The organism is Brevibacillus sp. YAE8, from assembly GCF_057543335.1.
Map to the genome: position 1 here is coordinate 1 of NZ_BAAIYG010000020.1, position 26,153 is coordinate 26,153.

Consider the following 26,153-nt stretch of genomic DNA (forward strand, 5'->3'; position numbering starts at 1 on the left):
AGAGGCAGGTTGCCTACGTGTTACTCACCCGTCCGCCGCTAGCCCCCGAAGGGACTCGCTCGACTTGCATGTATTAGGCACGCCGCCAGCGTTCGTCCTGAGCCAGGATCAAACTCTCCAATAAAGTAGAAAGTGAATCTGACATCAAGTAAAACACAAGCTTATTTTTCACAGATGATTCTATCCGGTTTTCAAGGTGCATCTTTTTCCATTTTCGCTTCAAGTAGAGGCGACGTTTTTTAATATAGCATAGGCTAAAATCAAATGCAACAGGAAATTATAAATAAGTTGATTAAAAAATGTTTTTCCTCTCCTCTTGAAAAAGGAGGGTTTTTCAATGTACCACAATCCCTCCGACTAGACCACTGGAAAGATCGTCCATACTAGAAAAAGAAAAGCCCAAGTCACACCGAAACGGGAGCCAGCATGCTGCGAGCAGTAAGTTACAACATTCACAGTGGCCGCGATCTCTGGTGGCGCAAACGTCTTGTCCAAATGGCTGACACACTGTCCTACTTGCAACCAGACATCGTAGGCTTGCAGGAAGTCCACCAAAACTCCAAATACGGCTATCAAGCGAGCTTTTTGGCAGAGCAATTGCAGTATCACCTCGCTTTTGCGCCATCAATCCCGCACGGCGACGGACACTACGGAAACGCGCTGCTCTCGAAATATCCGCTCGAAAACATCCAGACCGTCGCACTCCCTGCGAAGCGCGAGCAACGGACGCTGTTGCAGGCTGCTTTCCAGTGGAGCGGAAAAACCATCACCGCCTGGGTAACGCATTGCAGCTTGAATCAAACAAGCCGTACAGCGCAACTACAGTTCCTCTCCGAACTCCTTTCCCGCCATCAGGGCCCTGTTCTGCTCATGGGCGACTTCAACGCTGCCAACGTGTCCTTCGCCCCTGTCCTGCAAGACTGCGCTCTCGTCTGCGGACAGGAGAAGAAGCACACCCTCCCGGCCTTTCGCCGCCGTCTGGATTACGTGTTTGCCTCCAGCCATTGGGACATTCAGCAGTATGCCGTCTCTAACGTCACCTGGTCAGATCACGTGCCGATCATTGTGGATGCGCGCCTGAAATGACGCCCAGCTCGCGTAAAATAAAATCTTTGACGTCCACCAGCCGCGCCGGCAACGGAAACGATTGAGCCGCGCCCGCGATTACCAAAGGAATCAGCGAATCGCGTTTGTGCAAAGAACCGTGGCTTCCCCCTCCGAGATGGGTAGGTGCGCATTCTGACAAAAATTCGTACCCCGGCGCCGCAGTCAAAATGACAGCCGGACCTTGCTGCGCAAACGCCGCTCCGTACAGCCGGGAAAAAGCATCGGGGTACGTGTCAAAGGTCAGCGTCTCGCCATCGTACTGCACATCGAGCACGGACGGATCGCCAGCCATTCCCCACGAGCGTCCATAAGCGTCGGAATACTCCGCACCGCGCCAAAAACTCAGCTCCTGCTTTGAGCCCCCGCGGCGAACAATCATTTTCTCGCCATCCTTCCAGGCGATCAAGTCAATCCGTTCATCAACGCTGACCGCTTCGACAATCGCCGCCTGCTCTGTCCCGTTCACCGGATACAAAAAGGTCATCCGCTCATTGTTGCAAATGACTACCTCGACTTCGCTGGTCACTTCCTTCCCCAGCGCATGAATGGAAAACCCCTTCAGGAGAGCATCCAATGAAATATTGTGCTCTTCGCCTTCCCCGATTACCGTCTGGCCATGGTCCGAGATCAGGATGCAGACGTTTCGCTCCAGCATTTGCTCCCAGGAGGCGAAGCTGTCCAAAAAGCGCACGAGCTGCTTGTCTACATCGGCGAGGTGCTGGATAGCATTTTGCGGCGAAGCGTGGAGCTTGTGATCGTTTTCCGGGAGGTAGACCAAGGTAAAATGAGGCTGTTTGCCACTGCGAATGACTTCGATCAGGACGTCGATGGCGTACGTGTCGTTGATTCCGTAGCCTTCGAACACGGTCTGCGCCATATTCCACGTCACCGGACGGAATATGTCTGGCCGCACCAGCGTGCCTATGCTCATGATCGTCGGGCCGCTTACCGTCTCGCGAAGCTGAAAAGAGGTGATGGCGTCGAGCAGAGGCGGCATGTGCACCTTGTGCTGCTTATGGCCACGGTGGGCAATGACATTGATCGACCCCGACACGAGCTGGTGCTCTTCCAGCACCTCATGGATCGTCTTCACGTCTTTGCTAAGGTGGCGCTCGTTCAAGTCAAACAGCACGTTGGTTGCACATTGGGCAATGCCCAGCTTGCGCACCGGAACCGCGCCGTTAATGTAATTCACTATTTTTTTCTGCTCCGAATCGTACCAAACCAGTCCCGGAACTTTGTGCTGATCCGGGTACACGCCCGTTATCAGAGAGCAGTCGATCGAAGCCGTCATCGTCGGAAACACGGTCACGCAGTCCGGGATGTACTGGCTATGTTCCAGCAAAAAGCGCAAGCCCGGCGCTTTGTTTGCCGCAATGCAACGCTCCAGCACGTCCGGCATCATGGAGTCGATCAAAAAAAGAAGTACCTTTTTCATCGGTCTGCCATCCTTCGTTCTTCATTAGTATCGCACCTGATAGTGTTCGGCTTCCAGCAGTCGACTATACTCCAAGCGAAAGAAAACTTCCCCCCTAGCTTTCCGCAAGCCCCGCTCGTATGCGAAAACGAAAGGCTTCGACCGTGTTTTTGGCGAAGCATCTTTGGAGGATAGCCCATGTCAAACAAAAAAGCCTCTGCCGGCACGTGGAATGGACAAATCCCACGGACAGCAGAGGCCTTCTCTTCTCTTTTCGTTAGGAAGTATAAGTCAGGACATGGAATCCATTTTTGCTTTGCACTTTCAAGGCAGAATGCTTATGCAAATAAGGCGAAAGCTCCACATACTCTTTTTCCCCGATCTCAGGATCTTTCAACAAGTGCGACAGGACAGCCGCCCTGATTTGCAATCCGTTGGTTCCTTGCTTGAAAAGCGGTTCCACGGTAGGAAACGGAATGCCGTTGATAACCGTATCGCCATCCTCATCGCTCAATTCCCACTGGCGAACATTCAGGGAGTGGAGAGCTTCGATCACTTGCGCCCCGTAATCCTCTACCAGTATGTCCGGCGTGAGTCCGATGTGATTGACGACCGTATGCTTGGGCGTGAAATACTCGTTCAGCGTCAGCTTCAACGCATCTCCCGCCGATAGCGGGATGACTTGCTGCGCGCTTCCTTTTCCGTACGTTTTAGTGCCGATCAGCTTGGCAATGCCGTGGTCGCGCAAGGCGCCAGACAAAAGCTCAGAGGCGGAGGCTGTTCCTCCATTCACCAAAATCCGTACCGGAACGTTGATATCCCGTCCGTTTCTCACCCATGTCTCCACTTCCACGCCATTGCGGTTCGTCGTGTACATGAGCAGGCCCTCTTCCATAAACAGGCTCGCGATATCTCGCGCAGTCGCCAAATAGCCCCCGCCGTTGTCGCGCAAATCGAGCACAAGCCCGGTCAACGGTTTTGGTGAGCGAGCAAATTCCAGCAGCTTGTCGCGCATTTGCAAAGCGCCCTCGGAGCCAAATGTTTCGAGGCTGATGTAGCCAATGGACCCATCGGAAAAAAGCTGTCCTTCGGCTTCCGGAAGGGTCATCATCGCCCGTTTCAGCTTGACCTGAAGCTCGCGTTTTTCAGCGGGACGATAGACGGTCAGGACCGCTTCCGTTCCTTCCGCCCCTTTCAGGTAGGCGTACGACTCCTCGAAGCTTTTGCCCACAAGCGAAACCTCATTGACCTTTTGCAACTGGTCGCCGCGCTTGAGGACTGAGGCCGCAGCCGGGGAGCCGGGAACGATTTCGCGAATAATCAAATGATCGTTTTGCATCCGCAGACGAAAGCCGAACCCGACGAACTGATTCTCCACATCGGACTGGAACAGCCGCAGTTCGTCTGCTGTAAAAAAGACGCTGTGCGGATCATCGAGGGTCGAGAGCATGCCGTCGATCGCCCATACGTTCATCGAAGCCGCATCGAAGCCGCCTTTGCTTTGCCATTCCACAAGCCGCTGCTCCAGCTCGTCCCATGTGTCGTCCTCAGGAGAGACGGCAAGCTGCAGCTTTTTGCGTTCCTTTGCCTGCTCGCTGACCGCTTGCAGCGCGCCTTTTACCAACTGTGCCGCTTGCGGCTTGCTCAGATGACTTTCCATGACGTGATAAAACACTTCTTCTGTTTCCACGTACGGATTTTCTGCTGCCTGGACTGGCGCTTGCCATGCCGATACTGCCAACAGGGCAGCCGCTAGCCATTGACTAAACCGCTTCATGGAGTCACCCCTTTTCGCACTTCATCAGGAATTGATAGTTTCACGTTTGCGGCGTAATCGTACCGATCCGTACCGGAATACGCGACATATTCATCGCTGCTGTAAATCTCTTCATAGCGCCACGTATGCTTGACGACGCGATCGCTCGCCCGGTCAATGTAATACTTGTTCATGAACAGCGGCACGTGTTTGACTTTGCCGCGCTCAAGCATGAGCGAAGCGGATTTTTCTTCGAGAGCGGCACCGGGTATCCACTCCGTAATCACGTCAATCTCCCCGAACGACTGCTTGAAGTAGCGGGCATGCAAAGTTTTGGCACGTTCCGCTACCGGAAGGGCACTGACCCATTCATGCAAAAAGTCGAGCTTGTCCGTCTTGTGCTGCTCCCATTTTTGCGATTCGGAGTCGTAGGAGTATTGGATATGTTTGCGACCGTCTGTATAGGTAGACAGCTTGTCGGACACGAGCTTTTGCGGCGATTGGTAAAATCCGTTGAGCTTGCTGATCTGGCTGCGCTGGTCGATCTCCTGCGTGTACTTGAAGGTGAACCCGCTGAGCACAGCTTCGCCCTTGACCTGATAGGACTCCGTGCTGTCCAGGCGGCGCAGCGAATAGCCGAGGTCGCTCACAATCGCCGTTTGCTCCTGCAAGGAAGCCAGCTCCTGCTGCAAAAGCTTGCCGAGCTGCACCATCCGGGTGTCTGCGGCGTTCGGCTTGACCGTTGCCAGCAGCGCTGCCGCTTCTTCCAGCCGTCCATCCTGATGCAAATAGTAGCAGGCGTTGAGCAGTGCTTCCGGATTGGCGGCAACAAACTGCTTGTAGCGGCTCAGCGCTTTTTCCGTCTGTCCGCTCCTGATTTCCAGAGCCCCCAGGTAGATGGCAAGCGCCTCCCATTCTTTTGAATCCGGTTTGACTTTTGCTTCATACGTGCTCAAACGGTCCAGCACCTTGGCGAATTGCTGCGGGTCGTTTGCCCCGAGCTGCAGCGCCAGGTCATATACATTGGCGCTCAACAGCCGCAGCGTATCCGGCGCGATGACCTTGTCGGCGAAATAAGCGTCGATAGCACTCATCGCTTCATCGAGGTTGGCGGAAATCTCCGTCTCCGGGTCCCAGCTCAAATAAAAATGCAGCCCGATCCGGTTGTCAAACGAGGTCCCCAACAGCTTGCGCAGCACCTGAAACGTCTGATCCGTGTCTTCGTGGTTGCGAATCGCGTCCACGGCCTCCACGTACGCCTTTTCCTCTGTTGTTGACCAAATCGTATACGTTGCAAAATAAGGGAAAAGCTCCTCAATCTCCGGAACCATCGGAAACTTTTGACCATCGTAGTCCAACAGCGGCAGGATCGTGTCCTGCACCAAATACGTAATCATGCGATCGGCTGCTGCCGCCGCCTCGCCCCGCTTCAGCTTGTCTGAGCGTTCGCCTTCCAGCCAGCCCCAAGCCTTGACTTCTTCCCACGCTTTTGCGCTGTCCGGCGACATCGTGAACATTTGCATGAGCTTTGCCGCTTCTTCGCGGGTGATCGGCTGGTTCGGGTTCATCGCCTCGCCGGGAAATACTTCCTGGATGGCATTCGGGCCGTACAGCCTGTCCAAAATGACTGACACGCGCAACGTCGGGTTGTACATCCACGTCAGCCGATCGACGTCTTTATAAGGAAGGTACGGCTCATCGAACCCTTCTCCTTTTGACCATTCGGCATGTTCGGATAAAAACGTCAGCGGATACAACTGATACTGCCCGCCGTTGTACAAGCGATCCATCAAGGCCACAAATTCGGCGCGGGTCATCTCCCGATTCGGGTAAAACATCGGCGCATCCGCACCCGCTGCAAACAGCCCTGCCTGTACACCGCGAATAATGGATGCTTTCGCCCAATGCGTGCCAATGTCTTTGTAAGGCAGAAAGCCCCCAGCCGCTGAAGCGACGCCGGGGGTGAGCAGAGCAGCGACAAGCAGTCCGCTAGAGAGCGTTCGAATTAGTTTTTGCACACAAAATCCTCCTACACTTCAACTGGACGGCAACCGTTCTTTTTTGCCGACATGTTCCTTACACAAATTGAAACGGATCCGTGTGCACAGCAGAGGCGATGACTTCGGTTTCGTAGCCGTTTGCTTTCAACTGCTCCAGCAAGTATTCCGCCAGTTTTTGTTTCATGATCTTTTCGATATTGTGGCCCGCGTCAATGATGGAAAGCCCGTCGGCCTGCGCATCGTGCGCGGTATGGTAGCCGATGTCTCCCGTCAGGAACACATCTGCGCCTTTGAAAATCGCCTTGGAAGCGAACGAGCTGCCATCTCCGCCGACGACCGCTACTTTTTTGACCGTAGCATCCAGATCGCCTACCACGCGAAGCCCTTGCAGCGAAAAGCGCTCCTTGACCAGCTCAGCCATTTCCCGCAGCGTCATGGGAGCAGGCAAGTAGCCAATGCGCCCGATTCCGTAAGCCTGGCCGGACTGTTCCAGGCTGATGATATCGTAGGCAACTTCTTCGTACGGATGAGCCGCGAGCATCGCTTTCAGCACCGCCGTTTGCTTGGAAGCCGGAATCACCATTTCGATGCGAACTTCCTCGACCGTCTCCAGCTTGCCTTGCGAACCGATATGCGGGTTGGTGCCTGCGCCTGGCAAAAAGGTTCCGGTTCCCTCCACCTGGAAGGAGCAGTGACTGTAGTTGCCGACATGCCCGGCACCCGCCTCAGACATGGCCTGGAAAACAGCGTCCTTGTGCGTGGCCGGTACGAAGACGACGAGCTTTTTCCACGCTTCTCGCTGCAGCACATCCAGCACGTCCACATCGACCAGCCCGATCGCTTCTGCCAGCCAGTCGTTCATGCCGCCCACCGCGACATCCAGATTCGTATGTGCCGTATAGACGGCAATGTCGTGCTTTATCAGCTTTTCAAAAACCCGTCCTGCTGCCAGATCGGTCCGCAAATGCTTGAGCGGGCGATAAATGACGGCGTGGTGTGCGACGATCAGGTCGACGCCTTCGGCAATCGCCTCGTCGACCACCGGTTCGAGCACGTCGAGTGCGACCATCACTTTTTTCACTTTCTTTTGCAGCGTCCCGACATGAAGGCCGATTTTGTCGCCTTCCATCGCCAAAGCCTTTGGCGCCAAACGCTCTACGTGCTGGATTACGGTTTGTCCGTGCGCAAGCATGCTATCACCTCATTGATCCATTTCACTTCTCGTTCGATTTCCGCAATTCGCTGGGCAGCTTCCGGCTTGTCCGAGCGCTGCAACTGGAGCAGGACCTTTTGCCATTTTTCAGCTTCGCTACTCCATTTTTCCAGGAGAATTTCTGATTTTTCTTCCCAGAGGAACGGACCGATCCTCAGGAGATCTTCTTGCGGACGATCTTTGTTTTCATAAGGAACAGTGGGAACGCCTCGTTCGGCCACCAAAATTTCGTAAATAATGCCGTCTTCCTTCAAAATGGTTTCGGCTACGAGCTGCCAGCCCTGATTCAACAGCCAGCGGCGCACCGCCTCTTCCCCGACATTCGGTTGCAGGATCAGGCGCTGTACGCCTTCCAGCTTGGGCAGTCCCGCCTCCAAAATGGAGACGATCAACTGTCCGCCCATTCCGGCGATGCAGACGACGTCGGCTTCGCCCGGTTCCAGCACGGCCAGTCCGTTTCCTTTTCTGACGGACGCGCGGTCTTTCACCTGCAAAGTATGTATTTGCTTTTTCGCTGCCTGAAAAGGTCCTTCGTTCAGCTCGCCGGCAATGACGAACGAGGCGATTCCTTTCACAAGCAAATAAGAAGCCAACAACGCATGATCCGACCCGATGTCGGCGACGCGGGCTCCTTCTGGACAGTAGCGGGCAATCGTTTGCAGCCGCTTGGAAATCGTTAATGATGTCATCTTTGTTTTCACCTTCCGTTGCCTCTATTCTACCCTATTTGGCAGCAATTGCGAAATGCAAATTACGTGACAACGCCCGCGCAAAGAACGACAAAATCCCCGCTGATCTGGCAGCGAGGATTCCAAATATTCCAAAATTTGTTAGCAGCCGATTTCCCTGGCGATGACATTGCGCAAAATTTCCGAGGTGCCCTCGCCGATTTCCAAAAGACGCGCATCGCGGAAAAAGCGTTCCACCTGGTATTCGCGCATGTAGCCGTATCCGCCGTGGATTTGAATGGCCTGGTGAGTCGCGGACATGGCGACTTCCGAAGCGTACAGCTTCGCCATCGCGGCTTCTTTCGTAAATTTGCGCCCGTGGTCTTTGAGCCAGGCTGCCTTGTACACCATCGTCCGAGCCAGATCAATCTGCATGGCCATGTCAGCCAGCTTGTGCTGAATCGCCTGGAACTGACTCAAGGAATTGCCGAAAGCCGTGCGCTGCTTGGCGTATTGCAAGGCCTTGTCGTAAGCGGCCTGTGCGATTCCGACCGCCATCGCCCCGATGCCGATGCGCCCGCCATCGAGCGTAATGAGAAACTGCTTGAAGCCTTCGCCGCGTTTTCCGAGCATGTTTTCTTCCGGCACCCGGACATTTTCCAGCACCAGCTCTGTCGTATTGGAGCTGTGCAAGCCGAGCTTTTCGTAATTGGCCAGCACGGTAAAGCCCGGCGCATCAGTCGGGACGATAAAGGCGGAGATCCCTCTCGATCCTTTGTCTTTGTCCGTCACGGCGGTCAGGGCCAGAAACGACGCGTAAGAAGCGTTCGTAATAAAACATTTGGAGCCGTTGATGAGCCACTCCGAATCGGACAAGACGGCTGTCGTCTTCGTCCCGCCTGCATCCGAGCCGGCGTTTGGCTCCGTCAGGCCGAATGCCCCAAAGCTTTCACCGGAACAGATTTTGCTCAAATATTTTCGCTTTTGCTCTTCCGTGCCAAAAAGGTGCAGCGGAGCGCCGCCGAGCGAAATGTGCGCCGAATACGTAATGCCCGTCGAGCCGCAAGCACGGCTAAGCTCCTCGACAACGATGGCGAAGCTCGTGGAGTCAGATCCGCCGCCGCCGTACTCTTCCGGAAACGGCAAGCCCATCAGGTTCAGTTCGCTCATCTGCTTGAATATTTCGACAGGAAATTGCTTGGTGCGGTCACGTTCATCTGCGCCAGGTGCCACGACTTCATCGGCAAACTCCCGCATCATTTTTTTGAGCATTTGCTGCTCTACCGTCAGATCAAAATTCATCTTTTGCTACCCCCTTGAAAACGCTTTAGTAGTGAATGGGCAAGACTTGTACCGTTATGACTGAGCGTTTGTTCAGAATACTCCTTCCATTATACACCATGAAAGGCTTGTTTGTGTGATTTCCGCAAAAAAAACACGCCTAACGTTGGCGTGCTCCCACGAGGATCGCTCCCAAAAAGGCCAGAGCGCCCAGTATGTACCCGATGCTGTATGTTTTGACTCCCATAAGCTGTGCAGCCGTCTCTCCACCCAAAAAGACGACAGCCAGCAAGATTCCGATCAATACTTTCCACTTGCTCTCCATTTCCCTCACCTCATTTTCTCTCTCCCCTCATTGTAGCAAATCGGACAAGCGAAAAAAATGGGGCTGCCTTACAGTCTGAGCCATGTGTACCAGTAGCCGCGCGTAAAGAAAAACAGCGCCGAGGCTAAAAACACCTTGATGAACAGCAGCAACTGGATCATGTCTCTTTTCGCTTCGGCAATATACAGCGCCTGAATCTCCGCGCCAAAAAAGGAGATGAGCCCGCACACTGCGAAAACCCCTGCCCACTTCGGGTTGCCGTTGTTCATTAAAAAGCCGAGTCCCGTCAAAAGACAAGCGAGAGGCACCCAGTACAGCTCCGATTTCCACCACGTGTAGTCCTCCCCTACTCGCTGCACAGTCGCAAATCCGTACAGGAGCGCCAGGCCGAGCATCCCGCAATAAAGCAAGTAGGCGTAGCCAAACAGGAAAGCACTTACACACAATAGCACGCAAATGAAGCCCAAATACAAGAGGACCAGCGGCATGGAACCGTTCAGCTTTTGAATGCAATATATTCCACCCGCAATTAACAGAATAAAGGAAATCATGAGAAACAAATGCGTCAATGGCGGGGCTTGGCGGCGAACGCCGAGTCCTAGAATATAGAAAATGAGAGCGAAACAGGCAAAGATGGCAATTTGCATTGGGGTCGTAAAACGGTTAAAATGAAAAGCAAGTAAGATCAAACCAGCAATAACAAAGGCGCCAAGGAGCCAGGTCATCACCATTTTTCCCGTAATCGGAGCTACTTGTCTGGTTGCGTAGGCATAAGCGGTGGATGGTGACGAGTTGCCTGTCGCAACCCCTGCTCCCGTTCCCAACGTCGCATCCGTTCTCTTCTTTTCTCCCCTGCCCGCGGATGCCGTAGAACTCGTACTCGGCCGATCCCCTTCTGTGTACAGGTTTAACAGGAAAATGCAGTAATGTTCAGGCAGCAGGTGATTGCGCCGCCAGTTTTCAATTTCGGCTATGATGGTTCGCTTGCGCTGGTCGTCCAACGCGGCCCCTCCTTACTCGTGAAAGAAAATGATGGTGGAAAACGAAAAGCCTACGTCGGCTAAAACGTAGGCCTCATACTCCTTATATCGGCTATTCCAGGAAATCTTTTAAGCGTTTGCTTCGGCTTGGATGACGAAGTTTTCGCAGCGCTTTTGCTTCGATCTGACGGATGCGCTCGCGCGTTACGCCGAACACTTTGCCAACTTCTTCCAATGTGCGCGTGCGACCGTCGTCGAGGCCAAAACGCAGGCGAAGAACGTTTTCTTCCCGATCAGTCAAGGTGTCCAGAACGTCTTCGAGCTGCTCTTTCAACAGCTCATACGCCGCTGCATCCGAAGGCTCCAGCGCGTCCTGGTCCTCGATGAAATCGCCCAAGTGAGAGTCGTCTTCTTCCCCGATTGGCGTCTCCAAAGAAACAGGCTCTTGAGCAATCTTCATGATTTCTCGAACCTTTTCCGGGGTCAAATCCATTTTTTCCGCGATTTCCTCTGGCATCGGCTCGCGTCCTAGCTCCTGGAGAAGCTGCCTGGAAACGCGTATCAGCTTGTTGATCGTTTCCACCATATGCACCGGAATCCGAATGGTCCGCGCCTGGTCCGCAATTGCACGGGTAATGGCCTGGCGAATCCACCATGTCGCGTACGTACTGAACTTGTAGCCTTTGCGGTAGTCAAACTTTTCCACCGCTTTAATCAGACCCATGTTCCCTTCTTGAATCAGGTCGAGGAACAGCATGCCGCGGCCTACATAGCGCTTGGCAATCGAAACAACCAGTCGCAGGTTGGCCTCAGCCAGTCTTCTTTTCGCTTCCTCGTCACCCTGTTCAATGCGCTGCGCCAATTTAATCTCCTCTTCAGCGGAGAGCAGAGGAACACGACCAATTTCTTTCAAGTACATCCGTACAGGGTCATTGATCTTAATTCCAGGCGGAACGGAGAGATCGTCAAAGTCGAATTCTTCGTTGTCCTCGTCCTTCATAATCATTTCGTCGACTTCATCGTCGTCGTCGTTCTCGTTGTTGTTGATCTCGATACCTTGATCGCCCAGGTATTCGAAAAACTCATCCATCTGATCCGAATCCTGCTCGAAACCTGCCAGGCGATCCGTAATTTCCTTGTACGACAAAACGCCGCGTTTCTTGCCTAATTCGACCAACTGCTCCTTCACTTGTTCGATGGACATTGCTTCCATGTCAGAAGTGATATTTTGCTTGTTCATCTACTTTCCCTCCTTCCCCGGGAATGATCTGAAGCTACCCTTCTTTTAAAGCATTTTCCAATTCAAGAATCTTCATCCCTGTTAAGGCAGCTTGAATTTCCAGTTGTTTGCGCGCATCCTCGCTGTCCGCTGCGGCCGCTTGGAGGTTTAAGCTCCGCTGCTCTTCGCGCAATCGTTCCAACTCGGCACGCTTCGGGTAGTTATTCACTTGTTTGATGTAGTCACCGATCTCTAAATCAGATACGTCTTCCTTGCACTCCATCATGGCCAATCCCGAGGCTAATTGCTTTAACAAATCGTCTTGCACGTAATGTATGAACCCTCCAGGGTCTTCCGGGTTTCCCTCTGCGTAGTAGGCGTACAGGTAGGCAGCCAGCGCGTCGTGTTCGTCCACTTGAAAGTGGGCGCTGCATTCCTCCTGGACGCGGGCGGCTATTTCTTGATTCCGCATCATGTAGTACAGCAGCATGCGCTCAGCCGTATGGTAAGCGGGCGGCAGTGTTTTCGCGAGCGTAACTTTGCCATTATTTATACTATTATTCCATGCTGGCGACACTTTATCCCTTTGCCGTTCACTTTTTTGCTGTTTGTAAACGCGCTTGGCCTCCCACTTGAGATCGCTGAGCGTCAGGGAGTATTCATCCGCCAATTGCCGCAAATACATATCCCGTTCGACCGGGCTTTCCAGCTCGTTAATGATTTCAACGGCCTTGGCAATCAAGCGGGCCTTGTCCGTCTCATCATTTATTACGATCTGGCTGCGTAAATGTTTCAAGCGAAAAGCCGTAACCGGCATCGCCTGCAGCAAAACCTGCTGAGAAAAGGCTTCAGCTCCGTGCTGGCGGATGTAATCATCGGGGTCGACTCCCTGCGGCAAAGGAGCTACCCGAACGATGAGACCAGCCTGCTGCAGTATGTGGATCGCCTTGCTTGTCGCCTCCTGACCGGCAGCGTCTCCGTCATAGCAAAGCACAACCGAATCGACATTGCGCCGAATCATTCTGGCCTGCTGCTCCGTCAGGGCGGTGCCCAGCGTGGCGATTCCTTGGGGAAAACCCGCCTGCCATGCCGAGATGACATCGACATATCCTTCAAACAACAGTGCCTGCTTCCTCTTTCTAATATATGGACGGGCACGGTGAAGGTTGAACAGGGTAGCGCTTTTGTTAAACAAAAGGCTTTCCGGGCTGTTTAAATACTTGGGTTGAGACTTCGGCTTTGAGCCGTCCAACAGGCGGCCGCCGAATCCGATGACATTTCCCTGGGTGTCGTGGATGGGGAACATGATCCGTCCCCGAAAGCGATCGAATACTTTTCCTCCATCGCTTTTCGCCAAGAGTCCGGCCTCCACCATCAACTCCTGGGAAAACTCCCGCTTTTTTAAAAACTGCGTCACAAAATCCCAGGAATCGGGCGCAAAGCCGATCTGAAACTCGGCAATCGTCTGCATAGACACTCCGCGCCGTTCGAGGTACTTCATCGCCTCCACGCCATATGGCGTCTCCGTCAGCACGTAGTGGTACAGCTTTGACACAAGCTGATGCGCTTCCTGCATGGCTTGCTTGGCGCGTTTTTCAGGAGATTCCTCTACTTGCTGTGTCTTGGGCATCTCGATCCCGGCACGCTCCGCCAATTTGTGCAGTGCCTCTGGGAACGTCAGTTGCTCCAGTTTCATTAAAAAGGAAAAGACATCCCCACCTGCCCCGCAGCCAAAGCAATGGAAAAACTGTCGCTCTGCATTCACATTGAAGGAAGGGCTCTTTTCAGAGTGAAACGGACATAGACCGAGAAAGGCACGACCGCTTTTTCTCAGTTGAACGTACTCTCCTACAACGTCTACGATGTCGACAGCGGCACGCACTTGATTCACAAATTCATCTGAAGTGGGACCTGTCATGTCTTTCCACCTTTTTAGGAGAATCGCACGATGAGATTATTTAGTTCGTCAAAATTCGTCAAATTCCTTCTTTGTCTCGAACTTCTTTTCTTCTTTTCTACTTTTCCACATTTCCGCAAGCAATAAACGCTGTTGCGCTCCATGTATGAAAAGCTTTCGCTACTCGTTTTCTACAAAAGTCGCCAAATTCCTTCTTTTGGCCTATTTCCTTTCGTTGCGGAGGTTGTTTTTGCGAATCATCTCCAAAATGATGTTGGCCGTTTCCTCCACAGCCTTGTTCGACACGTCGATCACCTTACAGCCCAGACGGTCGATAATCCGCTTGGAGTAGGCCAGCTCTTCCGCAATCCGGTCGAGATTGGCGTAGTTGGCTTGCGCCGTCAATCCGAGCGCTTTCAGTCGCTCGGTGCGGATGCCGTTCAACTGCTCCGGATTAATGGTCAACCCGACACACCGTTCTGGCGGGAGCTGGAACAGCTCTTCCGGCGGCTCCACCTCCGGAACGAGGGGAACATTCGCCACTTTCAGGCGCTTGTTCGCCAAGTACATGGAGAGCGGTGTCTTGGAGGTGCGCGATACCCCGATCAAAACGACGTCCGCGCGCAAAAGCCCGCGCGGGTCGCGGCCGTCGTCGTATTTGACGGCGAACTCGATGGCGTCCACCTTGCGGAAGTACTCCTCGTCCAGTCGACGCACAAGCCCTGGCTTGCCAGTCGGCGGCTCCTTGAGCATGCCCTGTAGCGTGTGCATGAGCGGGCCCATCACATCAATCGCAGGAATGCCGTGCAGGGCCGCTTGCTGGGTAATGTACGCGTTCAGCTCCGGGATTACCAGAGTAAAAACGATCATCGCTTTCGATTCCTTGGCGGAAGCGATGATTTCGTCGATGGATTCCTTGTCTTCTATGTAGGGATACTTTTGCACATCAAACAAAAAACGGTCAAATTGGCTGGCTCCAGCGCGAACGACCAGCTCGGCCGTTTCGCCGATGGAGTCTGAGACCACGTAGATGAGCTGTCCTTGTTGGTTACCTTGCATCCATTCTCCTCCTACACTTTCGGCTCGCTGCCCAGTTCTACAAATGCTTTGGCGATCGTCGTCTTCGTAACCCGTCCCATCAACTCCATCTGCTTCGGATCTTCGTCACTGGGTCGCACGACAGGCAAGGAATCGATCTGGAAATCAATCAGCTTCTTCGCTGCCGCGTACAAGGTTTCCTCTGGCCCGCAGGTGATGATGTTCGGCATCCGCGACATGATGATGCTGACTGGCACATCCTCCAGCGTCTTGTTGCCGAGGGAAGCGCGCAAAAGGTCCTTGCGTGAGATGACGCCAGCTAAATACCCTTTTTGGTTGACAACGAACAACGTCCCGACATCCTCCAGAAAGAGGGTCACGATGGCATCGTAAGCGGAGGCGGACTCGGAAACTACGATTGGCACTGCCTTGTAGTCATTGACAATAAGCTTGTGAAGCCGTTCACTAATGACGGAGCTTGCAGGTCGGCCAGCATAAAAATACCCGACCCGAGGTCTGGCTTCTAAATATCCTGACATCGTGAGGATGGAAAGATCAGGGCGCAACGTAGCGCGAGTCAGATTGAGACGCTCCGCGATATGCTCCCCTGTAATCGGTCCGTCATCCTTCACTATCTGTAAGATCTGCTCTTGACGCTTGGTAAGCTCGATGACCAATCACCCCGGTTCTGTCTTTACCTCTTCCTAGTATTACTCTATTCGACCGGATATTCCTTCTTTCGCGCGGAAAAAAGGTGCCCCCGTCTCATTTTAAGACGGAGGCACCAGCCTATTTGTTTTTTACGCAAACACAATTTTTGCAAAGTCGGCGTAGCCGTTCAAAAGACGGGAGATGCGAAGCAGCAAGCCCAGGCGATTGGCGCGAACCGCCTGATCTTCCGCCATGACCATCACCTTGTCGAAAAAGCCTTGAATCGGCTCGCGCAGCGTGGAGAGCGTCGCCAAAATTTTCTCCTGATCGGCGAGTCCCTGCACTTCGCTTTCGACGGACTGGTAAGACTGATACAGGTTGCGCTCGGCTTCTTCGGCAAACAGCGCTTCGGCCACGCTGTCCGCTTCCGCTTTTTGCGCCAGGTTGTTCACCCGGTTAAACTGCTCGACGATCAGCTTGAAGTCTTCGGCCGAGACAGTCGCCATCAATGCCTTCGCTTTTGCCAGCACGTCAGGCACCCGCGTCAAATCTGCGCTCAGCACGGCATCCACCACATCGTAGCGGACTCCGTTTTCCTGCAGGACGTTTTTCAGGCGCAGAGCGAAGAAGTCGACCAAGTCCTTTTTCACTTCTTCCACGGTACGTTTGCTTACGCCCTGTGCCGCATAGCCTTCCAGCGCCGCATCCCACAGTTCGTCCAAAGACAGTTGCCAGTTGCGTTCCAGCAAAATGGCGACGATTCCCGCCGCCATCCGGCGCAGGCCGTACGGGTCTTGGGAGCCTGTCGGCACGATGCCGATGGAAAAGCAGCCGACGATCGTGTCGAGCTTGTCAGCCATGCTCGCGATCGCGCCTTGGGCAGAGGCAGGCATGAGGTCCCCGGCAAAGCGCGGCAAGTAGTGCTCGAACACGCCGCGCGCCACGAGGTCGGACTCGCCTGCCTTGCGGGCGTAATCTTCACCCATGATGCCTTGCAGCTCAGGAAACTCGCCGACCATGTTCGTCACGAGGTCAAACTTGGCGATTTCGGCGATGCGGTCTACTTGCTTGGCTTCTTCGGCAGTGACGCCGAGCTTGCTTGCGATCAGTCCCGCCGTCTTGCGGACGCGGCGCACCTTGTCCCCGATCGTTCCCAATTCTTCGTGGAAGACAATCGTCTCCAGACGCTTCAGGCAGCTTTCGATGGACAGCTTCTGGTCCTCCACATAGAAGAAACGGGCGTCAGAGAGACGGGCGCGCAGCACTTTTTCGTTTCCTTTTGCTACGTTTTCCAGAGCGCGGCTGTCGCCGTTGCGCACCGTGACGAAGTGATTGAGCAGTTGGCCCCGTGCGTTTTCCACCGGGAAGTAGCGCTGATGCTCGCGCATGGAGGTGACCAGTACCTCGCGCGGAATCGTCAAAAACTGTTCTTCAAACGTGCCGTAGAGTGCGGTCGGATACTCCACGAGGTGAACGACTTCATCGAGCAGCCCCTCATCCATCGGAATCGTCCAGCCGTGCTCCTGCTCCAAACGGCGGATTTGCTCCACGATCAACGCCCGGCGCTCTTCCGGATTGACAATGACGTGCTGCTCGGCCAGCTTGCTCACGTACTCGCCCGGGTTGTTCAACGTCACTTCTGTGCCCAGGAAGCGATGGCCGCGGGAGACGCGACTGCTTTTGACGCCTGCGATTTCCAGGTCAATCAGCTCTTCGCCAAACAGGGCAACGAGCCAGCGAATCGGACGAACGTATTTCAAATCTCTTGTGCCCCAGCGCATGTTTTTCGGGAAGCTCATGCCCGCGATCACATCGGCGAGCTGCGGCAAAATTTCCGTCGTCGCCTTGCCTGCCTCCGCTTTTCTTGCATGTACATACTCCACGCCGTTTACTTCCTTGAAGTACAGGTCGTTCGGGTCGACGTTGTTGCTGCGCGCAAAGCCGAGCGCTGCCTTGGTCCAGTTGCCCGCTTCGTCCTGGGCGATTTTTTTGGCCGGACCTTTCGCTTCATCGTTGCGATCCGGCTGCTTTTCCGCAAGGCCGTGGATCAGCAAGGCAAAGCGGCGCGGCGTTTCCAGCGCCGTAATCTGGTCAAATGGCACGCGTTCTGCCGTCAGCCATTTTTCCACTTTTTCCTTGAATTGCGATGCTGCCAGTGCCACAAACCGCGCTGGCATTTCTTCCAGACCAACTTCTACGAGCAAATCGCGTTTACTCATTTGTATCCTCTCCCTTCACCTGTGCCGTCTGTTCCTCTTGTCCGCCTGCTTTTTTCAGCAGCGGGAAGCCGAGACGCTCGCGCTCCGCGTAGTACGTTTGCGCTACTTCACGCGACAGATTGCGGACGCGGGCGATATAGCCTGTACGCTCGGTCACGCTGATCGCGCCGCGGGCGTCCAACAGATTGAACGTGTGCGAGCATTTCAGCACGTAGTCGTACGCCGGGTAGACGAGACGCTCCTTCATCAGTCGTTTTGCCTCTGCTTCGTACGTGTTGTAGAGGGTAAACAGCATGTCTGTGTCAGACAGCTCGAACGTGTATTTGGAGTGTTCGTACTCCGGCTGCAGGAACACGTCTCCATACGTGTAGCCGTTGCACCATTCCAGATCGAACACATTTTCCTTTTCCTGAATGTAGGAAGCCAGACGCTCCAAGCCGTACGTCAGCTCGACCGCTACCGGCTTGCACTCCAGGCCGCCCACTTGCTGGAAGTAGGTGAACTGGGTGATTTCCATGCCGTCCAGCCAAACTTCCCAGCCGAGGCCCCACGCGCCCAGGCCCGGATGCTCCCAGTTGTCCTCCACGAAGCGGATGTCGTGCTCCAGCGGCTCGATGCCGAGTTCGCGCAGACTTTCCAGATACAGCTCCTGGATGTTGTCCGGCGACGGCTTCATAATCACCTGAAACTGGTGGTGCTGGTACAAACGGTTCGGGTTTTCCCCGTAGCGGCCATCCGCCGGGCGACGGGAAGGCTCCACATAAGCGACATTCCACGGCTCAGGGCCGATGGAGCGCAAAAATGTCATCGGGTTGAGTGTCCCCGCCCCTTTTTCCACGTCGTACGGCTGCACGATCAGGCAATTTTGCTTCGCCCAAAAGTTTTGCAGCGTCAAAATGATGTCTTGAAATGTCATTTTCATGCTTTTTCCTCCTCCAAAAATAAAAACCTCCCGCCCGCTACACTGTCGCAAAAAGCAACAGTGTAGGGACGAGAGGATTCTCGCGGTTCCACCCTACTTGGCGAAAAAGTTCTTCGCCCACCTTGTCAAGATCAAATTGCTCCGGAACGCCCTTCATCAGCATGGTGACCGGGCTTGCACCGTCCCCGGTTCGCTACTGGCACACAGTGGCCGACTACTCTTTTCCTTCATGGCAACATTTCGATATGTAAGTTTGCTACCTATCATAGCGAAAAGAAAATCGGATGTCAATCAGTCACTGTCCGGCTGCGCCATCCTTTCCATTCGCTCAAGCTGTTCCAGAAAGGCGCGACTTTTCAGCCGCAGATCGAGGTGCTCATCCATGAAGCTGCGGATGACATGCTTGAGCTGGCTGCGCGTCGCCGGCTTCACCTCGATATCGCCGAGCCGCTCCAAATCAAAGACCTGGAACAGCCGCAAAAGCTTCCAGGTAGAGGGCGTAACCGCCAAAGCATACGGATCAAAAGGCTGACAGGACGGACACAACAGTCCCCCCTGCGACACGCTGATCGCGTACGGCTCCCGCTGCTGTCCGCAGTTCGCGCAAGCTGACAACTGCGGGGAGATTCCGGCCACGCTCAACATCTTCATCTCGAAAATGCGGCAAAGAATTTCCGGGTCCACCCCTTCATCCAAGTAGCGAAACGTCTGAAGGAGCAACTGGAACAAAAAAGGATTCGGCTCCCTCTCGTGTGTCAATCGATCCAAAAGCTCCGCTATGTAAGCGGCATAAGCCGTCGCCGTGAGGCCCTGCCGCATATCCCGAAACGAATCCAGTATGTCCCCCTGTGACAAATCAGGCATTCCTGCTCCGGGTCCTGCTTTGCACAGAAAGTAGCCGTGCGAAAACAACTGGGAGACGGCGGCAAGACGGCTCTTGGTCTTTTTTGCACCGCGCGCCATCACGCCAAGCTTGCCGTTCTCCCGGGTAAACAACGTCACCACTTTGCTGGACTCGCCGTAGTCCACGCTGCGAATGACAATCCCTTCCCACTTTACAAGCATGCCTGCGAGTCACCCAATTCTTCCTGGGCGAGATCAAGCAGCGCGTCTTCCGAGGAGCCGTCTGCCTGATGGTGATCGCGGTAGAGAAGGTAAGCATGGATGTCACCGGTTGAAGCGAAAACTCTCCAAGAAAAGTCACGAAGCATGGAGCATCATCCTTTCCTGTATCGGGTCTCTCCACTTCCTTCTTAGAATCACCTGCGCCCGTTATTCTATGCCTTGGAAAAATTAACACGAATGAAAACGAAGGACACTGACCCGGCTGTTATTCCTCGTCAAAAAAGCCGAAGTTACGCAACATGCGCTCCTGGTTGCGCCAGTCCTTTTTCACCTTGATCCACAGCTCCAAAAACACTTGATCGCCCATCAAACGCTCGATGTCCTTACGCGCCCGTCGGCCGATCTCTTTGAGCATCTGGCCTTTTTGCCCGATCAAAATGCCGCGCTGCGAATCGCGCTCGACGTAGATCGCAGCGTAAATGTACAGCGTTTTCCCGTTTTCGCCGCGCTTCATTTCTTCCACGACGACGGCGATCGAGTGCGGCACTTCCTCGCGTGTCAGGTGCAGCACTTTTTCCCGAATCAGCTCCGCTACGACAAAGCGCTCCGGGTGATCGGTCACCTGGTCGGCCGGGTAGAACATCGGGCCTTCTTCCATTTCGCCCATGATCGCTTCGGTCAACGAACTGGTGTTGTTGCCCTGAAGCGCCGAGATCGGAACGATCTGCTTGAAATCGTACAGCTTGCGGTAGTCGTCGATGATCGGCAGCAAAGCTTCCGGATGCACCTTGTCGATTTTGTTGATGACCAAAAATACCGGGGTCTTGACTTGCTTCAGCCGCTCGATGATGTAGTCGTCACCTGCGCCGCGCTTTTCGGTCGCGTCGACGACAAACAGCACGAGATCGACTTCGTTCAGCGTGTTTTCCGCAACCGAAACCATGTAGTTACCGAGCTTGGATTGCGGCTTGTGAATGCCCGGCGTATCGAGGAAGATGATCTGCCCGTCTTCCGTCGTATGCACGGCGGTAATTTTGTTGCGCGTCGTTTGCGGCTTGTTCGACATGATCGCGATCTTGTGGCCGACGATGTGATTCAAGAGCGTCGATTTGCCCACGTTCGGTCTGCCGACAATCGAAACAAACCCTGATTTGAATGACTTTTTGGTCTTGCGGTTATCCACGTAAATCCTCCTTGGAAAATGCCCCTGGCAACAGGGCAGATACTGTCGTTTCCTCCACGTCCCCTTTGAGGTTGGTCAAATATACCGGCATGTCCGGCGGGCACAGCTCGGCGATCACCTGACGGCAAGCGCCGCACGGAGACACCGGCCCCGGCGTATCTGCTGCCACCGCCAGCGCCTTGTAGGTGCGATCCCGCTCGGAAAACGCCTTGAACAGGGCGGTACGCTCCGCGCAGTTGCACAGCGAGTACGCCGCATTTTCGATATTGCCGCCGAGGTATACGTTGCCGCTCTCGCACAACAGCGCCGCTCCCACCTGAAACTTGGAGTACGGCACGTACGCCAGCTCCCTTGCTTCGATGGCTTTCGCCAGTAACGCTTGTTTATCCATTCTCATCATTCCTCTTATACGTAGTCTCTACCACGATTTTTCGCGAACCGGAAAAAACGCGCCTGCCCCCCTGACGAAGAGACGCCAAGAGACCAGACTTCATGGCCTCCCAAAAAGGCTCGTCCGGTCAGTCGTCTATTCGGGGCCTGGCAAACGTCCGGCTGGGACATGCCGCAGGCTAGCCCGCTATTTTTTGCAGCAAAGGCGGCCCGAAGACAGCCATGCCGATAATGACAGACAAAATCGCCGCCACCAGCACAGCCCCTGCGCACGCGTCTTTGGCGATTTTCGCTTTTTCGTGCCAGTCTGGAGAGGCGAGGTCGACGACTGCCTCTACAGCCGTATTCGCCAGCTCCAGCGAAAAGACAAGGCCGATAGAAAAAAAGACCAGCAAAACATCGCTGCGCGGGATGTGCAGCCACCAGGCCGCCGCCAGTACGATTACAGCAGCGGCTACGTGGATTTGCATGTTTCGCTGTGTCTTTACGGTGTGCCCGATTCCTTGCAAGGCGCAGCCGAAGCTTTTCGCCAATCTCCGGAATTCCTTCAACGTGATCTCCTACCTCGTCAAGCCGATTTGCTCCAATACTTTTTCTTGACGGGAAAACATTTCTTTCTCCTCTTCCGGCGTGCCGTGATCGTAGCCGAGCAGATGGAGAAAGCCATGCACAGCGAGAAAGCCCAGCTCTCTTTCGAAGGAGTGGCCGTAATCCTCAGCTTGCTCACGCGCTTTTTGCACGGAGATGATAATGTCTCCAAGCATATTTGGAACTTCGTCCGCTTCGCTCTCGTCGAAGAAGATTTCCATTTCGCCCTCACCCGGTTCGTTCATGGCGAAAGACAAAACGTCTGTCGGACGATCCACGCCGCGATAGTCGCGGTTCAGCTCGTGAATCCGCTCGTTGGTGACCAGCGTAACGACTACTTCTCCCTGTACGTCCTCCAGCTTTGCGCATGCTTCGAGACAGTCGGTCAGCAGTTTTTGCAGGCTTTCATCAAGCGGTTCGATTTCTTCATGGAGGATTTCTACAGATAGCACAGATGAACAATCTCCTTTTTTTGCAAACGCGATTTATCAATAGCCGTGATCGGCTTCTTCCTTAGCATAGGCCGCGATAATTTTTTGCACCAGGCTGTGTCGCACGACATCCCCTTCTTGGAAATGGATGAAGGCTACGTCCGGTATCCGGTTCAAAATCCGCTCCGCTTCGCGCAGTCCGGACTTTTTGCCTTTGGGCAGGTCAACCTGTGTCACGTCACCCGTAATCACCATTTTGGACCCGAACCCAAGCCTGGTCAAAAACATTTTCATTTGCTCGGGAGTGGTGTTTTGCGCCTCGTCCAAAATGACGAACGAGTCTTCTAGAGTACGACCGCGCATGTACGCCAGCGGAGCGACTTCAATCAGTCCGCGCTCCATCATCTTGGCCACCTGCTCGGTGCCAAGCATGTCATACAAGGCGTCATAGAGCGGACGCAAATACGGGTCTACCTTTTCCTGCAGATCGCCAGGCAAAAATCCAAGGCTCTCTCCCGCTTCCACAGCCGGTCTGGTAAGAACGATCCGTTTGACACGTCCATTTTTCAACGCGGTCACTGCCGTAACCACCGCCAAATACGTTTTTCCCGTTCCGGCAGGCCCGATTCCGAAGACGATGTCGTGCTTCTTGATCGCCGACAAATAGTGCCGCTGGCCGAGCGTTTTGGCCCGGATCACCTTTCCGCGCTGGGTGCGTGCCACTTCCTCATCATAAACATCCAGCAGTTGCGCTGCTTCTCCCCGGCCGACGAGCATCATCGCATACGAAATGTCGCGCTCGGACAGTGCAATTCCTCTGCGGATTAGCTGCAGCAAAATGCCAATCAGCTCCGTCAGCTTATCCACTTCCGGCTTGTCGCCGCTAATGACCAGTTCGCCTTCGCGGGTCATGATTCGGGCAGGACTTTTTTCCTCGATCAGCTTTAGGTACGCGTCGTGCGGTCCAAACAACAACAAGGCCTCAGATGCGTCTGAAAACGGGATTCTTACCTCATCTTGTACGTGCAACAGGCTTCCATCTCCTTGCAACGGTTATCAGCAATATGACGTCACGGATTGCCATTGTTCACGGGTGCCTGGGGGATGATCGGCTGTTCAACGGCAATTTCTTCAATGACGGAAAAATGAATGCTTACGTAAACTTTACCATTCTCTGCGGTGACGTGCAAAACTTTTTCGTCCTGAATGAACGCATCTTTACCAGCTTTTTGCAAAATGTCTGCTCTGGCGAATTTTTTCGCTATCTCCGTCGCCTCTTCTGCGCTCAATTGCTTCGTAATCGGCTCGATTTGCGTGTACGTGACCGTTTTCCAGCCGATCGGCGACGTGTACCCGGCGTAAGAGGGGACGTACCGTTTTTCTTCGGTCTGGGCGTCGGCAAACACTTCCTTGTTGAACGGCCACACCTGGATCGCGTACGGCCCCACCAGCAAGTACTGCTGCTCCTGGCGCTCTCCGGTCAAGCGGTAGAGCGTTTGCTTCAGCGGCACCGAGGTGTTGCTGACATACCAGACCTCCCCTTGCACCTTGCCGCGCGCCGAAACAGCCTGCTGGCGCTCTTCGGTGCCGATAATGCCCGAGATGAGCACCTGGCCTTTTTCGACGAGCTGGTTGTTCGTCACCTGGCTTTTGCCCACTTCGGGGAGAATTTTGTGGATGACCGCGCGCTTTTTCGCCACGAGATGGCGCGGCCCCGTCGCTAGCGGCTTGACAGGCGCTTCCTTCTCCACCACTTGCAGCCTGACCTTCGTGCCCTGGATGTCGATGCCGACCCAGGCCGCTTCCGGCAGCAGGCTCAACAGCTCTTTTTGCAAAAGCAGCGGTTCCTTTAGTTTGACCTTCCAGGCCCCTTCTTTAATCCCGATCTGATCGGCGGCTTTAATCACCCGCGCCGGATCAATATGCTTGGTTCCGGTCACCTCGACGCTCCAGACAAACGAGGAGAGCATGTACAATCCGATAAAAAACAAAACCGCGCCAATAGCCAGTCCCGCGCGCCTGCGCACGCGCAAGAGCCAAAAAGGCAGGCCGTCCCTGTTTTCCACATGGCTGCGACAGCCTGTCTCCTTCAACAGCGGCCGCAGGCGAAAATAGTCGCGAATCAGTATATCGCAGCGGCTCACCTCCGAACCGACCCTGCGAATATTCCAGATTCGGATGCCATCCCGTACGGCCATATTCAGCAAACGCTCAAAACGCTTACCCCGTACGGTGATGGTGATGTGTCCATCTACCCATTCCTTGAGTCCGTTTCGCATATGTGCCGTCTCCACCTTTCTTTGTGCTACGAGCCCTGCGGCCCCGTCTCCAAAAATTTGACCCCGCCAATTCTTCCTTCGAGTAGCACTTCTTCCGGCAAAATCGCTCTTATGACAAGCTGTTCGCCTGAGACAATCATCTGCCCGTTTGTCAACAGCAAGCGCAGCTCATGTTCGCTGAAATGCAGAACACCGCGATGATTCTCTATGTACATTTGCAAGTGACCGATCATCGTAATGCGCGGGACTTCCAGGACCACATCTTGCGGCAGATCCAACACACCTCCGGCCAACTGGCGCAGACGGCGGCTCCAACGCTTCATGGATAAGCCCCCCTTCTACTGGCGCACGCGCCTTGTTTTCTACAACGGGTCATGCCAAAATCGCTTCCGGGCATCTGGTGCAATATCATTCTTACCTATGCGTATGCGAGCGAACTGTGCGGCATTCATACGAAAACCTGCGCTTTCGCATTTCCAAAGAGGGGGCAGATTTTTTGGCGAAAAGGGGCGTGGACAACCAAAAAAAGACCTCCGTCACTCGGGAGTCCCAAGTGCCAGAGGCCTATCGCTGCTGTTCTTTCTCAAGGAAGGCGGACAACTGTCGTTCGCTTCGTGTAAGCACCTTCCATTTTTTCAAGACGCGCTTTACTTTTTCCGCGGAGCACCCGCAAGCAATGGCCGTTTCGTAGATGGATTTCTTTTCAAAAATGGCAAGCCGAATCACTTTTTGGCGAAAGCGCCCCATTTGCTCAAAGATTTGCTGATTCATTGCTTGTCCACTACCCCTTATCTTTATTGGAACAAATTTCTATACTTTCAGGATAGTCAACCGCCTTGATGGACACAAGCCCAAGTTTTCGACAAACGCAATTAGAAAACTTGGCTGCGCCAATGGCTTGGCGCAGCCTTAGTTGCCCTTATACTGGATAAGAATCTTAGAAATTTTTATCTGTACAAAAAAACAGGCGAACATGACGTTCACCTGTTTTCGCTTGGCCGCTACTTGGCCGATTTGCGAGAGCGCTCGGCGAAGTATGGCGCTTTGGAGCGCGGCTCGCCGAAAATCAGCGCCCACTTCATGCCTTCACGCGGATCGACGGTGCTGGCAGGCTGCGGCTTCGCTCGCTGTGGAGCCGACTGTGCCGCCGCCGCGGACAGGCGAATCGTGGAGCCTGTCGAAGCGCGTACAGGTTCCGAAAATGCCCATTCCTGCTCCACTCCGACGCCTTCCATCGATTCTGTGTCTCGGTCCATCGGCTCGTATTTGGCGGAGGCTCGCACCGTTTTCCGCTCCTCCGTCACAGCAGGCTCTTGCCTAGCCCATGGCGTCTCGACAGGCGTAAGGGGGCGGTTCGGTCTCCCTTGCGACATCTTCTTCCCTTTGCCATTTCCTTTGCCGCCCAATCCAAGCAGCTTGTAGCCGATGTAGCCCAAAATGATAAACCAGTACTTTCCAATCAGAGGCAGAAGCCAGCCAAACAAGTCAAAGAGGAGATCCAAGAGATCGTCCATGGCGATCGCC

26 protein-coding genes and 1 rRNA gene are annotated in these 26,153 nt (G+C 54.2%); 1 reads left to right on the forward strand and 26 read right to left on the reverse strand.

The genetic code is table 11. The features are described 5' to 3' along the window. Window positions 1–124, reverse strand: a 16S ribosomal RNA gene (locus tag AC27IT_RS19590); the annotation flags it as partial. Between the two features lie 302 nt (window positions 125–426). Between AC27IT_RS19590 and AC27IT_RS19595 the strand changes: the two genes are divergently transcribed. Beyond that, window positions 427–1,086, forward strand: coding sequence for an endonuclease/exonuclease/phosphatase family protein (locus tag AC27IT_RS19595; protein WP_007777617.1), 660 nt, complete (start codon window positions 427–429; stop codon window positions 1,084–1,086). Here AC27IT_RS19595 and AC27IT_RS19600 read toward each other — a convergent pair. The 25 genes from AC27IT_RS19600 to AC27IT_RS19720 form a co-directional block, all read right to left on the reverse strand. After that, complete coding sequence (locus AC27IT_RS19600; RefSeq protein ID WP_005833025.1) at window positions 1,061–2,545, reverse strand: alkaline phosphatase family protein; 1,485 nt, start codon at window positions 2,543–2,545, stop codon at window positions 1,061–1,063. The genes AC27IT_RS19595 and AC27IT_RS19600 overlap by 26 nt on opposite strands. Before the next feature lie 256 nt (window positions 2,546–2,801). Then, complete coding sequence (locus AC27IT_RS19605) at window positions 2,802–4,301, reverse strand: S41 family peptidase (protein WP_197186816.1); 1,500 nt, start codon at window positions 4,299–4,301, stop codon at window positions 2,802–2,804. Next, on the reverse strand, window positions 4,298–6,298 hold the full coding sequence (locus AC27IT_RS19610; RefSeq protein ID WP_487092055.1) for an S-layer homology domain-containing protein: 2,001 nt from the start codon (window positions 6,296–6,298) through the stop codon (window positions 4,298–4,300). The genes AC27IT_RS19605 and AC27IT_RS19610 overlap by 4 nt, the downstream gene beginning before the upstream one ends. A 58-nt stretch (window positions 6,299–6,356) precedes the next feature. Next, window positions 6,357–7,472 carry a Nif3-like dinuclear metal center hexameric protein gene (locus AC27IT_RS19615; protein ID WP_005833031.1) on the reverse strand — a complete coding sequence of 372 codons (1,116 nt, stop codon included), beginning with the start codon at window positions 7,470–7,472 and terminating at the stop codon, window positions 6,357–6,359. Further along, the gene (locus AC27IT_RS19620) at window positions 7,448–8,182 is read right to left on the reverse strand and encodes a tRNA (adenine(22)-N(1))-methyltransferase (RefSeq protein ID WP_025844849.1); all 735 of its coding nucleotides are present in this window, start codon (window positions 8,180–8,182) and stop codon (window positions 7,448–7,450) included. Before AC27IT_RS19620 ends, AC27IT_RS19615 begins: the two co-directional genes overlap by 25 nt. A 141-nt stretch (window positions 8,183–8,323) precedes the next feature. Beyond that, window positions 8,324–9,463, reverse strand: a complete 1,140-nt coding sequence (locus tag AC27IT_RS19625; protein ID WP_005833035.1) for an acyl-CoA dehydrogenase — start codon at window positions 9,461–9,463, stop codon at window positions 8,324–8,326. A gap of 139 nt (window positions 9,464–9,602) precedes the next feature. Further along, window positions 9,603–9,767, reverse strand: coding sequence for a hypothetical protein (locus AC27IT_RS19630; protein ID WP_005833036.1), 165 nt, complete (start codon window positions 9,765–9,767; stop codon window positions 9,603–9,605). Window positions 9,768–9,835: 68 nt separating this feature from the next. Beyond that, entirely contained in the window at window positions 9,836–10,768 is a 933-nt protein-coding gene (locus AC27IT_RS19635; RefSeq protein WP_487092056.1) for a hypothetical protein, read from the reverse strand. A gap of 91 nt (window positions 10,769–10,859) precedes the next feature. Beyond that, window positions 10,860–11,987, reverse strand: coding sequence for an RNA polymerase sigma factor RpoD (rpoD, locus tag AC27IT_RS19640; RefSeq protein ID WP_007777605.1), 1,128 nt, complete (start codon window positions 11,985–11,987; stop codon window positions 10,860–10,862). Between the two features lie 34 nt (window positions 11,988–12,021). Next, window positions 12,022–13,884 carry a DNA primase gene (gene dnaG / locus AC27IT_RS19645; protein ID WP_487092057.1) on the reverse strand — a complete coding sequence of 621 codons (1,863 nt, stop codon included), beginning with the start codon at window positions 13,882–13,884 and terminating at the stop codon, window positions 12,022–12,024. Window positions 13,885–14,085: 201 nt separating this feature from the next. Beyond that, window positions 14,086–14,922 carry a pyruvate, water dikinase regulatory protein gene (locus tag AC27IT_RS19650; RefSeq protein WP_005833044.1) on the reverse strand — a complete coding sequence of 279 codons (837 nt, stop codon included), beginning with the start codon at window positions 14,920–14,922 and terminating at the stop codon, window positions 14,086–14,088. 11 nt (window positions 14,923–14,933) lie between these two features. Continuing rightward, window positions 14,934–15,578, reverse strand: coding sequence for a transcriptional regulator CcpN (gene ccpN / locus AC27IT_RS19655; protein ID WP_005833046.1), 645 nt, complete (start codon window positions 15,576–15,578; stop codon window positions 14,934–14,936). A 123-nt stretch (window positions 15,579–15,701) separates the two neighbouring features. After that, entirely contained in the window at window positions 15,702–17,771 is a 2,070-nt protein-coding gene (gene glyS / locus AC27IT_RS19660; protein ID WP_487092058.1) for a glycine--tRNA ligase subunit beta, read from the reverse strand. Beyond that, window positions 17,764–18,693, reverse strand: a complete 930-nt coding sequence (gene glyQ, locus AC27IT_RS19665) for a glycine--tRNA ligase subunit alpha (RefSeq protein ID WP_081774612.1) — start codon at window positions 18,691–18,693, stop codon at window positions 17,764–17,766. Before glyQ ends, glyS begins: the two co-directional genes overlap by 8 nt. 291 nt (window positions 18,694–18,984) lie before the next feature. Next, complete coding sequence (recO, locus tag AC27IT_RS19670) at window positions 18,985–19,758, reverse strand: DNA repair protein RecO (RefSeq protein ID WP_005833050.1); 774 nt, start codon at window positions 19,756–19,758, stop codon at window positions 18,985–18,987. Next, window positions 19,749–19,904 (reverse strand): YqzL family protein, encoded by a 156-nt coding sequence (locus tag AC27IT_RS19675; protein WP_081414799.1) that lies wholly within the window; start codon window positions 19,902–19,904, stop codon window positions 19,749–19,751. The genes recO and AC27IT_RS19675 overlap by 10 nt, the downstream gene beginning before the upstream one ends. Window positions 19,905–20,023: 119 nt before the next feature. After that, window positions 20,024–20,941 (reverse strand): GTPase Era, encoded by a 918-nt coding sequence (gene era, locus AC27IT_RS19680; RefSeq protein WP_005833053.1) that lies wholly within the window; start codon window positions 20,939–20,941, stop codon window positions 20,024–20,026. Further along, complete coding sequence (gene cdd / locus AC27IT_RS19685; protein WP_197186818.1) at window positions 20,934–21,332, reverse strand: cytidine deaminase; 399 nt, start codon at window positions 21,330–21,332, stop codon at window positions 20,934–20,936. Before cdd ends, era begins: the two co-directional genes overlap by 8 nt. 178 nt (window positions 21,333–21,510) lie before the next feature. Beyond that, on the reverse strand, window positions 21,511–21,882 hold the full coding sequence (locus tag AC27IT_RS19690) for a diacylglycerol kinase family protein (protein ID WP_197186811.1): 372 nt from the start codon (window positions 21,880–21,882) through the stop codon (window positions 21,511–21,513). Between the two features lie 9 nt (window positions 21,883–21,891). Further along, window positions 21,892–22,371, reverse strand: a complete 480-nt coding sequence (gene ybeY, locus AC27IT_RS19695; protein ID WP_005833060.1) for an rRNA maturation RNase YbeY — start codon at window positions 22,369–22,371, stop codon at window positions 21,892–21,894. A 36-nt stretch (window positions 22,372–22,407) separates the two neighbouring features. After that, window positions 22,408–23,379 (reverse strand): PhoH family protein, encoded by a 972-nt coding sequence (locus AC27IT_RS19700; RefSeq protein WP_005833062.1) that lies wholly within the window; start codon window positions 23,377–23,379, stop codon window positions 22,408–22,410. A 41-nt stretch (window positions 23,380–23,420) separates the two neighbouring features. After that, window positions 23,421–24,629, reverse strand: coding sequence for a sporulation protein YqfD (gene yqfD / locus AC27IT_RS19705; RefSeq protein WP_487092059.1), 1,209 nt, complete (start codon window positions 24,627–24,629; stop codon window positions 23,421–23,423). A 26-nt stretch (window positions 24,630–24,655) separates the two neighbouring features. Next, window positions 24,656–24,952, reverse strand: coding sequence for a sporulation protein YqfC (yqfC, locus tag AC27IT_RS19710; RefSeq protein WP_007777585.1), 297 nt, complete (start codon window positions 24,950–24,952; stop codon window positions 24,656–24,658). 241 nt (window positions 24,953–25,193) lie between these two features. Continuing rightward, window positions 25,194–25,400, reverse strand: coding sequence for a hypothetical protein (locus tag AC27IT_RS19715; RefSeq protein ID WP_005833066.1), 207 nt, complete (start codon window positions 25,398–25,400; stop codon window positions 25,194–25,196). Between the two features lie 230 nt (window positions 25,401–25,630). Continuing rightward, a complete protein-coding gene (locus tag AC27IT_RS19720) occupies window positions 25,631–26,143 on the reverse strand; it encodes a hypothetical protein (protein WP_025844862.1) in 513 nt (170 codons plus the stop codon). Between the last annotated feature and the right edge of the window lie 10 nt (window positions 26,144–26,153).